The following is a 12,986-nucleotide window of genomic DNA, read 5'->3' as shown; positions in this document are numbered from 1 at the left end:
ACCGTCCGCCCCGCAGGGGCCGGGCCGCGTCGGAGGGGAGGCTGTGGACCTGGTTCATGCTCCCCGGCACCCTGTGGATGACCGGCTTCCTCCTCGCCTCCCTGCTCCTGGTGGCCACCCTCGCCTTCGGCACCACCGACCCGCTCGGCAATCCGCGCTTCGGGCTCAACTTCGAGAACTTCGCCGCGCTCGCCGATCCGGCCTACCGCACCGTCCTGCTGCGCTCGCTGGGCTACGCGCTGATCACCTGCCTCATCTGCCTGGCCGTGGGCTACCCCGTCGCCTACGCCATCGCCCTGCGCGGCGGCCGCTTCAAGAACCTGCTGATCGCCGCGATCGTCGTCCCGTTCTTCGCCAACTACCTGGTACGGATGTACGGCTGGTCCGTCGTGCTCTCCGACGACGGGCCGGCGCTGAAGGCCCTGCGCGCGATCGGCCTCGCCGACGGCGACAGCAAGATCCTCCAGACCGCCCCGGGGGTCATCGCCGGACTCGTCTACGGATTCGTCGTCTTCATGATCATTCCGCTGTACGCGGCCATGGAGCGCATGGACACCTCGCTCATCGAAGCCGGACGCGACCTCTACGGCGGCCCCTTGAGGACCTTCCTCTTCGTCACCGTGCCCGCCACCCGCCAGGGCGCGGCCGCCGGCTGCGTCCTCGTCTTCCTGCCCGCCATGGGCGACTTCGTCAGCGCACAGCTCATGGGAGGCCCCGACCAGATCATGATCGGCAACCTGATCCAGGACAAGTTCTTCCAGGGCCAGAACTGGCCGCTCGGCTCGGCCCTGACCATCCTGCTCATGGCGGTCCTGCTGCTCGGGATGCTCGGCTACCTGAAGCGCACCCGCAAGGACGAGGCGGAGGCGGTCCGATGAACCCGCGCCCCGTTCCCCGTACCGCACCTTCCGCGCCGAGCGGTGCGCCGACCGTACGCGCCACCGCCCCGCGGACCGCCGGCGAGGCGGAGAAGCGGCCCGCCACCCGGCCGCGCCGCCCCGGGAGGCGGCGCCGCGGAGCCGACCGCCGGCCCCGGTTCGCCATCGCCGTCACCGCGGTCTTCTTCGCGCTGCTCTACCTCCCCGTCGGCGTCGTCGTCCTGTTCTCCTTCAACGCGCAGAAGTCCCTCACCGTCTTCGACGGCGTGAGCCTGCGCTGGTACCGCGCGTTCCTCCGCGACGACGCGCTCATCGGCTCCCTCGGCATGAGCCTGCGGGTGTCCCTGGTCGCGATGGCCGTCTCGCTCGTCCTCGGAGTGGCCCTCGCCCTCGGACTGGTCCGGGGCCGGAGCCGCCTCGGGTCCTTCGCCGGCCTGGTCATGCTCGTACCGCTGATCACCCCGGAGATCGTCACCGGCGTCGCCGCGATGATGCTCTTCAAGGGCCTCGGCATCACCCTGTCCACCACCACCGTGATGCTGGCCGAGATCACCTTCTCCATCTCCTACGTCACGGTCATCCTGCGCTCCCGCATCGCCGCCCTCAACCCTGAGGTCGAGGAGGCGGCGATGGACCTCGGAGCCACCCGCGGGCAGGCCCTGCGCCTGGTGACCCTGCCCGCGCTGCTCCCCGGCATCCTCGCCTCCGGGGTACTGATCTTCGCCCTGGTCTTCGACGACTTCGTCCTCGCCTACTTCACCACCGGCGTCGACCCCCAACCGCTCTCCGTCCGCATCTACTCGGCGATCAGGTTCGGCGTCCAGCCCACCATCAACGCCGTCGGCACCCTCATGCTCGTCGGCTCCATCGCCCTCATCGCGTTCGCCCTCGCCATCCCGCGCCTCTTCGGCCGCCGGGGCGGCCTCGATCTGCTTCCGGGGAAGTGACACCCATGCAGCACCCGAACCCTGATCCGCCCGCGGAACCGAACGCCGTGGACGCGCACCCCGCCGTCCGCCTCGACCGGGTCGCCAAGCAGTACCGCACCACGGACACCTACGCCGTCCACGACGTCACCCTCGACATCGCCCCGGGCGAGTTCTTCTCCCTCCTCGGCCCCTCCGGCTGCGGGAAGACCACCCTGCTGCGCATGATCGGCGGCTTCATCGACCCCTCGGAGGGCAGCGTCCTGCTCGACGGCGAGGACGTCACGGGTCTGCCGCCCAACAAGCGCAACGTCAACACCGTCTTCCAGAGCTACGCCCTCTTCGACCACCTCTCGCTCGCCGACAACGTGGCCTTCGGCCTCAAGCGCAGCGGCGTGCCCCGCGCCGAGATCCGCCAACGGGTCGGCGACATGCTGGACCTCGTACAGCTCGGAGAACTGGCCGGCCGCAAACCGCCCACGCTCTCCGGCGGCCAGCGCCAGCGCGTCGCCCTGGCCCGCGCCCTGGTGAACCGGCCCCAAGTCCTGCTCTTGGACGAGCCGCTGGCCGCCCTCGACCTGAAACTGCGGCGCCGGATGCAGGTCGAGCTCAAGCAGATCCAGCGGGAGGTCGGCATCACCTTCGTCTTCGTCACCCACGACCAGGACGAGGCCCTGACCATGTCGGACCGCCTCGCGGTCATGAACGAGGGCCGCATCGAGCAGTGCGGCACGCCGGAGGACGTGTACGAGCGCCCCACGAGCAGCTTCGTCGCCTCCTTCATGGGAACCTCCAACCTGGTACCGGGGACCTACCGCTCCGGCCGCGTCCTCCTCGACCAGGGCCCCGCCCTGCCCGTCGGCCCCCGGTCCGGCGTCCCCGACGGCAGCCGGGTCAGCCTCTCGATCCGCCCCGAGAAGATCTGGCTCTCCGGCTTCGAACCGGGCATGGCCCAGGTCAGCGGAGTCGTCCGGGAGACCGTCTACTCCGGCCCGACCACGACCTACCTCATCGAACTGGCCCCCGGGGTCACGGTGTCCGTACTGGAGCAGAACACCGTCCGCTCCCGCATGGAGGACCGCTGGAGCGGCGGCGAGCAGGTCGAGATCGGCTGGAACCCCGAACACTGCCTGGTCCTCGACTGACTCGACCTTGGTGGTCCCTGGGCCGGGTGGTCCCCGGACCCCCCGGCCCCTCTGCCCCCCACTGCCGTTCGGCTCCGTCACCGACCGAAGGAAGCACACCCATGAACCACGACGTCATCGTGCTCGGCGCCGGACTGGCAGGTCTCGCCGCCGCGCGGGACCTGGCCGCGGGCGGGGCCGACGTCCTCGTCGTCGAGGCCCGCGACCGCGTCGGCGGACGCGTCGAGCAGACCACCCTCCCCGACGGCCGGCTGGTCCAGCTCGGCGGGGAGGTGGTGGGCCGGGCCCACACCGCCTACACCGGCCTCGCCGCGGAACTGGGCCTCACCCTGATCCCCAGCTACGTCGCCGAGCCCGGCGCCCTCGTCCGCGCCACCCCCGAAGGAGTCTCCGCCACCGACCCGCCCCACTGGTTCGGCCCCGGCGACGACGCCTGCCGCACCAAGGTCACCGCCGCCTTCACGGCGCTCGCCGCCACCGTCGACCCGGCCGACCCCTGGTCCCACCCCGAGGCCGCGCACCTCGACCGGCTGTCCGTCGGCGACTGGCTCCGCGCCCAGGGCGCCACCCCGGCCGTCGTACGCCTCTGGGAGATCGGCCAACTCGCCCTCGCCGACGGCTCCTGCGAGCGGACCTCCCTGCTCGCGGCCCTGCGCAAACACGCCGCCGTACCCGGCACCGGCCACTACGAGTACGAGGCCTGGGAGGGCCTGCGCGTCGCCGAGGGCTCGGCGACCGTGGCCCTGCGCATGGCCGAGGCCCTCGGCGGCCGGATCCGTACGGGCTCACCCGTCGAGCAGGTCGCGATACGGCGGCCCGGCCGCAGCTCCGTACGCCTCGCCGGCGGTGAGACCCTCACGGCCGACGCCGTGGTCAGCGCCCTTCCGGCCGGCCCGCTCCGCTCGGTCGCCGTCACCGGGGTCTCCGACGAGCGGCTCGCCTCCCTGCACCGCCAGCGCCACGCCCTCGCGGCCAAATTCACCGCCGCGTACGCCAGACCCTTCTGGCGCGACCGGGGCCTCAGCGGCCTCTCCGAAAGCGAAGGGATCCTCGGCAGCACCTGGCCGCAGAGCGAAGGCATCCTCTCGGCCCTCGTACCGCCCGAACGCTACGGCGTCCTCCTCGGCACGCCCGCACCCCTGCGCACCACCGAACTGCTGGCCGACATCGCACGCCTCTACGGCGACGAGGCGCACCGGCCGCTCGCCACGTTCATCCGCATGTGGGGCACCGATCCGTGGACCCAGGGGTACGTCACCCAGTGGACCCCCGGCGACGTCATGGCCGTCGGCCCCCGGCACGGCACCCACGAACCCCCCTTCTACGTCTGCGGATCCGACCAGTGGGTGGCCGGCTACATGGAAGGCGCCGTACGCACCGGACGCGCCGCCGCCGAGGAGGCCCTGCGCCGTGGCTGACACCCCGCACGACCCCGGCGCAGCGCCCCTGCACAACCACATCGGGGGAGTGGACCGGCCCGCCGCCTCGGGCGCCACCATGGCCCTCACCGACCCCGCCACCGGCCGCGTGCACCGCCACGCCCCGCGCTCGGGCCCCGCCGACACGGACGCGGCCTGCTTCGCGGCGGCGGCCGCGTACGGACACTGGTCCACCACCACCCCGGCGGTACGCCAGCGCGCCCTCCTCGGCATCGCCGACGCCATCGAGGCGCACGCGGAGGCCTTCACCGCCGCCGAGACCGGGGACACCGGCAAGCCGGCCGGGCAGTTCCGGGACGACGAGCTGCCCGGGATCGCCGACGCCTTCCGTTACTTCGCCGGAGCCGCACGGAACCTCCCGGGCGCCGCCGCGGCCGAGTACACCGAGGGCCGCACCTCCCTGCTGCGCCGCGAACCGGTCGGGGTCTGCGCCCAGATCACCCCCTGGAACTACCCGCTGATGATGGCCGCTTGGAAGATCGCTCCGGCCATCGCCGCCGGAAACACCACCGTGCTCAAGCCCGCCGACACCACCCCCTCCTCGTCCGTGCTCCTGGCCCGGATCGCCGCGGACCACCTGCCGCCGGGCGTGCTCAACGTCGTCTGCGGGGACCGCGACACCGGCCGGGCCCTCACCGCCCATCCGGCGGTCGCCCTGATCGCCGTCACCGGCAGCGTCCGGGCCGGACAGGAGATCGCGGCGGCCGCCGCGGCCGGCCTCAAGCGGGTCCACCTGGAACTCGGCGGCAACGCCCCCGTCGTCGTCCACGAGGACGTGGACGTGCAGGCCACCGCAGCCGCCCTCGCCGCGGTCGCCTACTACAACGCCGGCCAGGACTGCACCGCGCCCACCCGGCTCCTGGTCCACCGCCGGATCCACGACACGTTCCTCGCGGCCTTCGCCGCCGAGGCGGCCGCGCTCCGGGCCGGCGCCGACTTCGGCCCCCTCAACAACGCCGCCCAACTGGCCTCTGTACGAGGGCTGTTGGACCGTCTGCCAGCGCACGCCGGAATCGTCACCGGCGGCGGCCGGCTCCCGCGCCCCGGCTTCTTCCACGAGCCCACCGTGGTCGCGGGCGTCCGCCAGGACGACGAGATCGTGCAGGAGGAGATCTTCGGACCCGTCGTGACCGTCCAGTCCTTCACGGACGAGGCCGAGGCCCTGCACCTCGCCAACGGGGTGCGCTTCGGCCTGGCCGCGAGCGTGTGGACCACCGACCACGACCGCGCGATGCGCGCCACCCGCGCCCTGCACACCGGCATCGTCTGGGTGAACACCCACGGCACCACGGTCTCGGAGATGCCCCACGGCGGAGTCAAACACTCCGGCTACGGCAGCGACCTCTCCCTGTCCGGCCTCCTGGACTACACCCAGGCCAAGCACGTCATGCTGTGAGCGGGGCCGCCAGGGACGGGTAGTCCAGGACCAGACCGTCCTCGTCGAAGCCGATGTCCGCGCGGAAGCCGCCGGACTCGTAGCGCACGCGCGCGCCGTGTTCGGCGCGCGCGAGAGGCGTGTACGTCTGCCGGTTCGGGCTGACGGCGAGGTCCGGGACCGAGACCCAGGCCATGAGGAAGTGGTGCGGTCCGGTTCCGGGCCGCCGGTGCAGGCCGTGGCGGAGCACGGGCATGGTGTTGGTCAGCGGGCAGAGGCCCAGGTCGCAGTCGAGCGCGCCGTCGAGATCGGGGCGGTGCGCACCGTCCACGGTCCAGCGTCCGCGGTCGCTGCGCAGGTCCAGCTCGCGGGGGGACGCCGCCGTCTCCACCGTCACGTGGAGGCGCGAGGTCACGTAGTCATCGGAGGTCTCAAGGGTGTACGTGAGCCAGTACGGCTCGGGGTCCAGGCCGACGGAGCGACCGCGCGCGGTCAAGGCGCCCTGGGTGAGGTCGACCCACGCGGTCGAGTAACCCGAGCCGGGGAAGACCTCCCAGGTGCGCACGAGGCGCCGGGATCCGCTCATGCCGTCACCGTAGCGGCTGCTCAGGCCCCGTCGGCGGAAGCGAGGTCGTCCAGGGCCAGGAGCGTCAGCGGTACGTTGCCCCGTACGGCCTGCGAGTAGGGGCAGACGGCGTCCGCCCGGTGCAGCAGCGGCTGGAGGTCCGCCGCCCGCCACCCGGGCAGGCTGACGGTGAGGGCCACCGCGAGGCCGTAGCCCGCGGGCGTGTCCGTGGTGCCGAGCTGCACTTCGCACGCCACGCGCGCGGCGGAGGCGTCCGCCCCGAACTCGGCGGCGACCTCCGCGAGCGCGGAGGTGAAGCAGGCGGCGAAACCGGCCGCGAACAGCTGCTCGGGGTTGGTGGTGCCCGGGACCTTCTTGCGCGGCGGGGCCAGGCGGACGTCCAGGCGGCCGTCGTCGGTGCGGACGGACCCGGTACGGCCTCCGGCTGCGTGCGCGGTCGTCCGGTACAGGCTGCGGGTGAGTGGCACGGTCATGGCGTAAGGCCCATCTTGCTCGACGAGGACGCTGCCCGGGTGCGGACAGCGGAAGGCGCCGCTCGTGCGGCACCTCGCGCGTCGTCGTGCGTAACCGGGTACGGCGCATCTCGTCCGGGGCCTCGTGGATCGGGTCGGCCGCCGGACAATCTAGCAACGCGGGCGGCGGGCCGGGGCGCCGCCCGCGGTGACCCTCCTCACCCCCGGCCGGCCCCGTGGGGATCCGCGGACGCGGGCCGCTGCCGGCTCCTGTACGCCCCCGGAGGCATGCCCTCCCACCGGTGGAAGGCGCGGACCAGGGCCGTCGCACCGCTCAGGCCGACGAGCGGTGCTATCCGGTCCAGCGGCAGGTCCGTGGCATCCAGCAGCCTTCCGGCCCGGTCGTGGCGGGCGGTGTCGAGGAGCGTGCGCCACGAGGTGCCCTCCGCCTGCAGGGCCCTGCGCAGGGTCCGGACGCTGAGGCTGAGCTCCTTGGCGGGGCCCTCGGGGCCCGCGTCCTGGAGCGCGGTGTCCTCCAGCCACTGCCGTACGCGCTCGGCGACGGTCACGGTCCCGGACAGCTTCTGCAGGAGGCGGTCGGCGTAGGCCCGGTGCAGGGCGTCGAGCGCCGGGTCGTAGAGGGGGCGGCGCCGGTCGAGGTCCTCGTCGGCGACCGTGATCGCGGTCTCCGGGGCGTCGAAGGCGACGGGGCAGCCCAGGACGTGGGCGTAGGGCTCCGCCGAGCCCCTGCGGGGGTGGGCGAACGACACGGCCAGGGGCGCCCAGCCGTCGCCGGCGATCCAGCGGCCCGCCCGCACCATGCTGCTGACGATCGCCTCGACCCGCTGGGGGTGCATGGCCGCCGGGTCGACGGTCGGCCGGTAGCAGACCCGGCCGACGCCGTCCTGGCGGTGCAGGGTCACCCTGCCCGACCGGCTCATCAGGGGGTGGTAGCGCTCGGCCGCCCACGCGGCGTCCGCGAGGCTGGCGCAGGTGAGGACGAGGTGGCCCAGGATGTGCAGGCCCTCGGGCCTGATGCGGTCGCCCGCGAGGAGCCCGGTGTGCGGGCCGGCGCCCACGGCGCCGAGCACGTCGTCCCACAGGGCCTGCATCTCGCCGAACGCCGGCCGGTCGGGCTGGTCCGTCCGATCCGGCTGGTCCGGCCGGTCCGTGGGCAAGGTCCGGGCGGCCGCCCCGCCGGAGTCCTCCACCGTGGCGCTCAGGACGGCGAGGGCGTAGCACGCGGTGACGAAGGGCGGCTCGGTGGCTGACACATCGGTCAGTCAATGCGGGCGCACGCCCCCCGTCAACACCGCCCGCGGGACGACACCGGGGCCGGTCCGGAGAGTCAACGGGTTGGCCGCCGCAGTCAATGACGGCGCCGCGGGCCGGCTCCTAGGGTCGGCCTCCGGCCCCGGCCCGCGCCCGTGGCGTGCCACGCCCTGCCGCGGCACGCCACCACGCCATGCCACGAACGCATCGTGAAGGAGAAAGGGATGGGGATGAACCGACGAAGAGCCCTCGGGCGAAGCCGGTACCTGTTAACCGGCCTGGTCCTCGCACTGATCACCCTGCTGCTCGGCCCGTCGACCGCCGGCGCCACGGCCGGCCCGCAGTGGTGGGAGCCCGTGGCGCGTCCGGCCCCGGACTCGCAGGTCAACGTCACGGGCGAGCCGTTCACCGGGACCGACGCCCAGGGACGGGTCCGCGGATACGTCGACGGGCACGTCCACCTGATGTCCAACGAGGGCTTCGGAGGACGGCTGGTCTGCGGAAAGGTCTTCTCCGCGGCGGGGGCGGCGGACGCCCTCAAGGACTGCCCCGAGCACTACCCGAACGGCGTCCTCGCCCTCTTCGACATGATCACCAAGGGCGGTGACGGCCGGCACGACCCGACCGGCTGGCCGACGTTCCGCGACTGGCCGGCCCACGACTCCGCCACCCACCAGCAGACGTACTACGCCTGGGTGGAGCGCGCCTGGCGGGGCGGCCAGCGGATCCTGGTGAACGACATGGTCACCAACGGCGTCATCTGCTCGCTCTACTTCTTCAAGGACCGCGGCTGCGACGAGATGACCGCGATCAGGCTCCAGATCCAGAAGACGTACGAGCTCCAGGATCATGTCGACGCCATGTACGGCGGCGCCGGCAAGGGCTGGTTCCGGGTCGTCACCGAGCCCGGCCAGGCCCGCAAGGTCATCCAGGAGGGCAAGCTCGCCGTCGTCCTCGGGGTGGAGACCTCCGAACCCTTCGGCTGCAAACAGGTGTTGGACGGCGCCCGCTGCACCATGGCCGACATCGACCGCGGCCTCGACGAACTGCACCGGCTGGGCGTGCGCAGCATGTTCCTGTGCCACAAGTTCGACAACGCCCTGTGCGGAGTCCGGTTCGACTCGGGCACCCAGGGCATGGCCATCAACGTCGGCCAGTTCCTGTCGACGGGCACCTTCTGGAGCACGGAGCCCTGCCCCGGCGCCGAGCACGACAACCCGATCGGCTTCGGTCTGGCCGCCGAGGGCCAGGAGGCGGGCCATGCGGAGGCGGGCGCCGCGAAGACGGCCGGGGACACCGGCATGTCCCAGGCCGAGGCGGAGGCCCGGATCCGGGAAGCCCTGCCGGAGGGGGCCGAACTGCCTGAGTACGGCGCCTCCTTGCAGGCCGCGGGCGCCCAGTGCAACCGTCGTGGCCTGACCGCCCTGGGCGAGTACGCGGTACTGGGCATGACCCAGCGCAACATGATGCTGGAGATCGACCACATGAGCGTCAAGGCGGCCAACCAGGCGCTGCGCGTGCTCGAAGCCGAACGCTACTCCGGCGTGCTGTCCACCCACGGCTGGATGGACGACAGCTGGACCGAGCGGGTCTACCGCCTGGGCGGCTTCATCACGGGCCACATGTACGAGGCCCCCGCCTTCACCGCCGAGGCGCGCAGGCACGCCGCCCTGCGCGCCAAGTACGGTGCCGGGTACGGGATCGGCACGGACATGAACGGCTTCGCCTGGCTCCCCGGCCCCCGGGCCGCGGCCGGGAACCCCGTCAGCTACCCCTTCCGCAGCCCCGACGGCGGTTCGGTCCTCGACCGGCAGGTCACCGGATCGCGGGTCTGGGACGTCAACACCGACGGCGGCGGCACCCACTACGGCCTCGTACCCGACTGGATCGAGGACATCCGCGTCACCGGCGGCCAGGACGTGGTGGACGAGCTCATGCGGGGAGCCGAGGGCTACCTGCGCACCTGGGCGGGAGCCGCCGGCCACACCACCCCGTACGTACCCCTGGTCCGCGGCCACCGCCCCCACGCCGGGCACCTGGCGTCCTCCCGCTCCCTGCCCGCCGGGTTCACCCACGAGGGGGTCTGGAAGGTGCTGCGGGACCCCGCGCCCGGCACGGTCAGGCTCTACGAATGCAAGGCGGCGAACCACTCGCTGCTGACCGCCGACCCGGGATGCGAGGGCCAACAGCCCCTCGGCGCGGTCGGATACGCGTACACCAAGGCGGTACCGGGATCGTTGCCCCTCTACCGGTGCTACGCACCTTCGGTGTTCGACCACTTCGTCTCCAACAGGGCCGACTGCGAGGGGCCTTACGTGAAGGAGGGCCTGCTGGGACACGTCATGCCGGTGGCGGCCGCTCCGTAGCGACCGGCCCGTCAGGCGGGGGGCAGGGCCTGTTCGGACCAGACGGTCTTGCCCCCCACGGTGTAGCGGCTGCCCCAGCGGTGCGAGAGCTGGGCGACGATGTACAGGCCGCGCCCGCCCTCCTCGTGGCTCCTCGCCCGCCGCATCCTCGGCTGCGTGTTGCTGGAGTCCGAGACCTCGCACGTCAGCGTGTCCGCCCGGATCAGCCGGAGCCGGACCTGGCCACCGGCGTGACGGATGGAGTTGGTGACCAGCTCGCTGACGATGAGCTCCGTGCTGAAGGCCAGCTCGTCGAGGTCCCAGGCGGTGAGCTGTTCCAGGACGAGATGGCGCGCGTCGGCGACGACCGCCGGGTCGGCGTCGAGCAGCCATGTCGCGACGGAGCCGCCGTCCACCACCCGGGTACGGGCCAGCAGGAGGGTGACGTCGTCCTTCAGCCGCCCCGGCGGCAGCCCTTCCACGATGTCGTGCCGGGCCTGCCGCAGCGGCCGGCCGAGTACGTCCGCGCGCAGCAGGCGGTCCGCCAGGTCGCGCATGCCCTCGTCGATGTCCCCCGCTCCGCGTTCGATCAGGCCGTCGGTGTAGAGGGCGAGGACGCTCCCCGGAGGCAGCTCGCGTTCGACCGGCTCGAAGGGCCAGCCGCCGACCCCCAGGGGCGGGCCGGGGCTCAGCTCGACGTACTCCACGGTTCCGTCCGGGCCGACCACGGCCGGAGGCGGGTGCCCGGCGCTCGCCATCACGCACCTGCGGGTGACCGGGTCGTAGACGGCGTACAGACAGGTGGCACCGGCCGGCCCGCTGCGCGGCGGCGTGCCCGCGTCACCGTCCTCCGCGTCCTCGCTCTCCGCCTCGGCGGCGACCTGCAGGACCATGTCGTCGACGTGCGCCAGCAGTTCCTCGGGTTCCAGCTCCAGGTCCGCCATCGCACGTACGGCGCTGCGCAGGCGTCCCATCATGGCCGTGGCGTGCAGCCCGTGACCGGCGACGTCCCCGACCACCAGGGCGACACGGGCCGACGACAGGGGGATGACATCGAACCAGTCGCCGCCCACCCCGCTGTCCGCGTCGGCGGGCAGGTAGAGGCCGGCGGCTTCCAGCGCCGGCGTTTCCGAGGTGGCAGGCGGCAGCAGGCTGCGCTGCAGGCCCACGGCGGTGCGGCGTTCCTTGGTGTACCGCCGCGCGTTGTCCACGGCGACGGCCGCGCGGGCGGCGATCTCCTCCAGCAGCGCCAGGTCGTCCCCGTCCAGCGGGGGAGCGTCCCCCGTCCGCCAGAGCGTGATCCTGCCGAACCCGACGCCCCGAACGCACAGCGGCGCCGTCATCGCCGAATGCGCACCCGGTACGGCAGCCGCCCACTCCGGGGCAGCCTCCTGCCCGGACCCTTCGGACCCCGTGGACCGGGCTCCGAGACCGTTGACCAGCTCTCCCCGGCACTCCCGCACCGCGGCGAAGAGCGCCGTACCCGTACGCGGCACGCCCGCTTCCGCTCCGGCGACGGCCACCCGGATCAGCGGCAGCGGGGGATGCCCGTCAGCGGCGGGCTCGCCCCCGGTCAGAACGGTCTCGGCGAGATCCACCGCGGCACGATCACCGAACGCGGGCGCCAGGATCCCGACCAGGTCCTCGACGGTACGCAGGACGGACAGCGAACCGCCCAGCGCCCCGGTCGCGCGGTACAGCAGGTCCAGGCGCCCGCGCGAGCGCTCGTGGTCGGTGACGTCGGTGAACACCGTCGCCACACCCATCGGACGTCCGTCCGGTTCCTGCAGCCGGAATGCCTGGATGGTCACGACCCGGCCGCCTCTCGAGTCGTCCAAGGTGCGCGCGGTCGTGTTGAAACCGATCAAGGGGTTCCCGCTGCGCAGGACCTCCCGCAGCCGGTCGTCGATGATCCGCGCGTCCTCGGCCCGCAAGAAGTCGGCGAGGCGCCGGCCGGTCAGTTCGACGGGCACCCCGGAGTACGGCAGCAGGTGCGTGTTCGTCCGGAGCAGGCGCAGGTCCGCATCGAAGACGGCCAGGCCCACTCGGCCCTGCAGGAACAGTTCCTGCGTGAAGGCGTGGTCCTGCCGCCATTGGGCGACGCGCTCCAGGGGTGCGCCGAGCACGAGGCAGCGGGCCGGATTCCCCCGCGCACCGTCGTCCAGCGGAACGGCGCGGAAGCCGATCTCCACCTCGCCCCCCGACCCGTGCCGCAGCACGGCCCGGCCCTCCCACCCGGCCTCCCCTTGCTCTCTCTCCTGAGCCAGAACCGCTTCCCAGCTGCCCGGGTCCGCGAGGAGCTCCCGCGCCGGCCGCCCGCACACGTCCGCGGAACGGCGCCCCAGGAGGGCCTCGGCGGCCGGCGTCCAGGCCACGACCGTCCCGGCACCGTCGAACAGCGCCGCGGCCGTGTTCGTGACAGCGAAGGGAGAATCCTGGTTGCCATCAGTGGCGCGCATGCGTGCCCATCCCGTCCGCCGGTCCCACCGCCCCCCATGCTGGTCGATGTCGGGAACGAGGGCCAGAGACGTTAGGCCATCCGGTACGGGTTGAGGCGGCGGCGTGGAC

10 protein-coding genes and 1 riboswitch are annotated in these 12,986 nt (G+C 73.0%); of the genes, 6 read left to right on the top strand and 4 right to left on the bottom strand.

Going from position 1 to position 12,986, the window contains the following annotated elements; all coding sequences use genetic code 11:
• Positions 1–56 precede the first annotated feature (56 nt).
• From OG276_RS02920 to OG276_RS02900, 5 genes are all read left to right on the top strand, one after another.
• Entirely contained in the window at positions 57–878 is an 822-nt protein-coding gene (locus OG276_RS02920; protein WP_266902390.1) for an ABC transporter permease, read from the top strand.
• A complete protein-coding gene (locus OG276_RS02915) occupies positions 875–1,825 on the top strand; it encodes an ABC transporter permease (protein ID WP_266902388.1) in 951 nt (316 codons plus the stop codon). Before OG276_RS02920 ends, OG276_RS02915 begins: the two co-directional genes overlap by 4 nt.
• 5 nt (positions 1,826–1,830) lie before the next feature.
• A complete protein-coding gene (locus OG276_RS02910) occupies positions 1,831–2,949 on the top strand; it encodes an ABC transporter ATP-binding protein (protein WP_266902386.1) in 1,119 nt (372 codons plus the stop codon).
• Positions 2,950–3,050: 101 nt separating this feature from the next.
• Positions 3,051–4,367 carry an NAD(P)/FAD-dependent oxidoreductase gene (locus tag OG276_RS02905; RefSeq protein WP_266902384.1) on the top strand — a complete coding sequence of 439 codons (1,317 nt, stop codon included), beginning with the start codon at positions 3,051–3,053 and terminating at the stop codon, positions 4,365–4,367.
• A gap of 79 nt (positions 4,368–4,446) precedes the next feature.
• The gene (locus OG276_RS02900; RefSeq protein WP_266912485.1) at positions 4,447–5,784 is read left to right on the top strand and encodes an aldehyde dehydrogenase family protein; all 1,338 of its coding nucleotides are present in this window, start codon (positions 4,447–4,449) and stop codon (positions 5,782–5,784) included.
• Here the strand turns inward: OG276_RS02900 and OG276_RS02895 are convergent.
• From OG276_RS02895 to OG276_RS02885, 3 genes are all read right to left on the bottom strand, one after another.
• Complete coding sequence (locus OG276_RS02895; RefSeq protein ID WP_266902382.1) at positions 5,774–6,349, bottom strand: putative glycolipid-binding domain-containing protein; 576 nt, start codon at positions 6,347–6,349, stop codon at positions 5,774–5,776. The two genes, OG276_RS02900 and OG276_RS02895, sit on opposite strands and share 11 nt — an antisense overlap.
• 20 nt (positions 6,350–6,369) lie before the next feature.
• Complete coding sequence (locus tag OG276_RS02890) at positions 6,370–6,822, bottom strand: Ohr family peroxiredoxin (protein WP_266902380.1); 453 nt, start codon at positions 6,820–6,822, stop codon at positions 6,370–6,372.
• A gap of 75 nt (positions 6,823–6,897) precedes the next feature.
• A riboswitch (guanidine-III (ykkC-III) riboswitch) is annotated at positions 6,898–6,961 on the bottom strand.
• A 58-nt stretch (positions 6,962–7,019) separates the two neighbouring features.
• Entirely contained in the window at positions 7,020–8,075 is a 1,056-nt protein-coding gene (locus OG276_RS02885; RefSeq protein WP_266902377.1) for an AraC family transcriptional regulator, read from the bottom strand.
• Between the two features lie 228 nt (positions 8,076–8,303).
• Between OG276_RS02885 and OG276_RS02880 the strand changes: the two genes are divergently transcribed.
• Positions 8,304–10,439: a hypothetical protein gene (locus tag OG276_RS02880; protein ID WP_266902376.1), complete on the top strand. Its 2,136-nt coding sequence runs from the start codon at positions 8,304–8,306 to the stop codon at positions 10,437–10,439.
• Between the two features lie 11 nt (positions 10,440–10,450).
• Here the strand turns inward: OG276_RS02880 and OG276_RS02875 are convergent, their stop codons facing one another.
• Positions 10,451–12,877 carry a SpoIIE family protein phosphatase gene (locus OG276_RS02875; RefSeq protein ID WP_266902374.1) on the bottom strand — a complete coding sequence of 809 codons (2,427 nt, stop codon included), beginning with the start codon at positions 12,875–12,877 and terminating at the stop codon, positions 10,451–10,453.
• Positions 12,878–12,986 lie beyond the last annotated feature (109 nt).

Origin of the sequence: Streptomyces sp. NBC_00086, from assembly GCF_026343255.1 — a bacterium.
Lineage (GTDB): Bacteria > Actinomycetota > Actinomycetes > Streptomycetales > Streptomycetaceae > Streptomyces.
This window is presented reverse-complemented; position numbering and strand designations above follow the sequence as displayed.

Excerpts from the sequence above, each read along its gene's own strand:
- OG276_RS02920 (WP_266902390.1), top strand. The coding sequence starts at position 57 with ATGCTCCCCGGCACCCTGTGGATGACCGGCTTCCTCCTCGCCTCCCTG.
- OG276_RS02915 (WP_266902388.1), top strand. The coding sequence starts at position 875 with ATGAACCCGCGCCCCGTTCCCCGTACCGCACCTTCCGCGCCGAGCGGT.
- OG276_RS02910 (WP_266902386.1), top strand. The coding sequence starts at position 1,831 with ATGCAGCACCCGAACCCTGATCCGCCCGCGGAACCGAACGCCGTGGAC.
- OG276_RS02905 (WP_266902384.1), top strand. The coding sequence starts at position 3,051 with ATGAACCACGACGTCATCGTGCTCGGCGCCGGACTGGCAGGTCTCGCC.
- OG276_RS02900 (WP_266912485.1), top strand. The coding sequence starts at position 4,447 with ATGGCCCTCACCGACCCCGCCACCGGCCGCGTGCACCGCCACGCCCCG.
- OG276_RS02895 (WP_266902382.1), bottom strand. The coding sequence starts at position 6,349 with ATGAGCGGATCCCGGCGCCTCGTGCGCACCTGGGAGGTCTTCCCCGGC.
- OG276_RS02890 (WP_266902380.1), bottom strand. The coding sequence starts at position 6,822 with ATGACCGTGCCACTCACCCGCAGCCTGTACCGGACGACCGCGCACGCA.
- OG276_RS02880 (WP_266902376.1), top strand. The coding sequence starts at position 8,304 with ATGAACCGACGAAGAGCCCTCGGGCGAAGCCGGTACCTGTTAACCGGC.
- OG276_RS02875 (WP_266902374.1), bottom strand. The coding sequence starts at position 12,877 with ATGCGCGCCACTGATGGCAACCAGGATTCTCCCTTCGCTGTCACGAAC.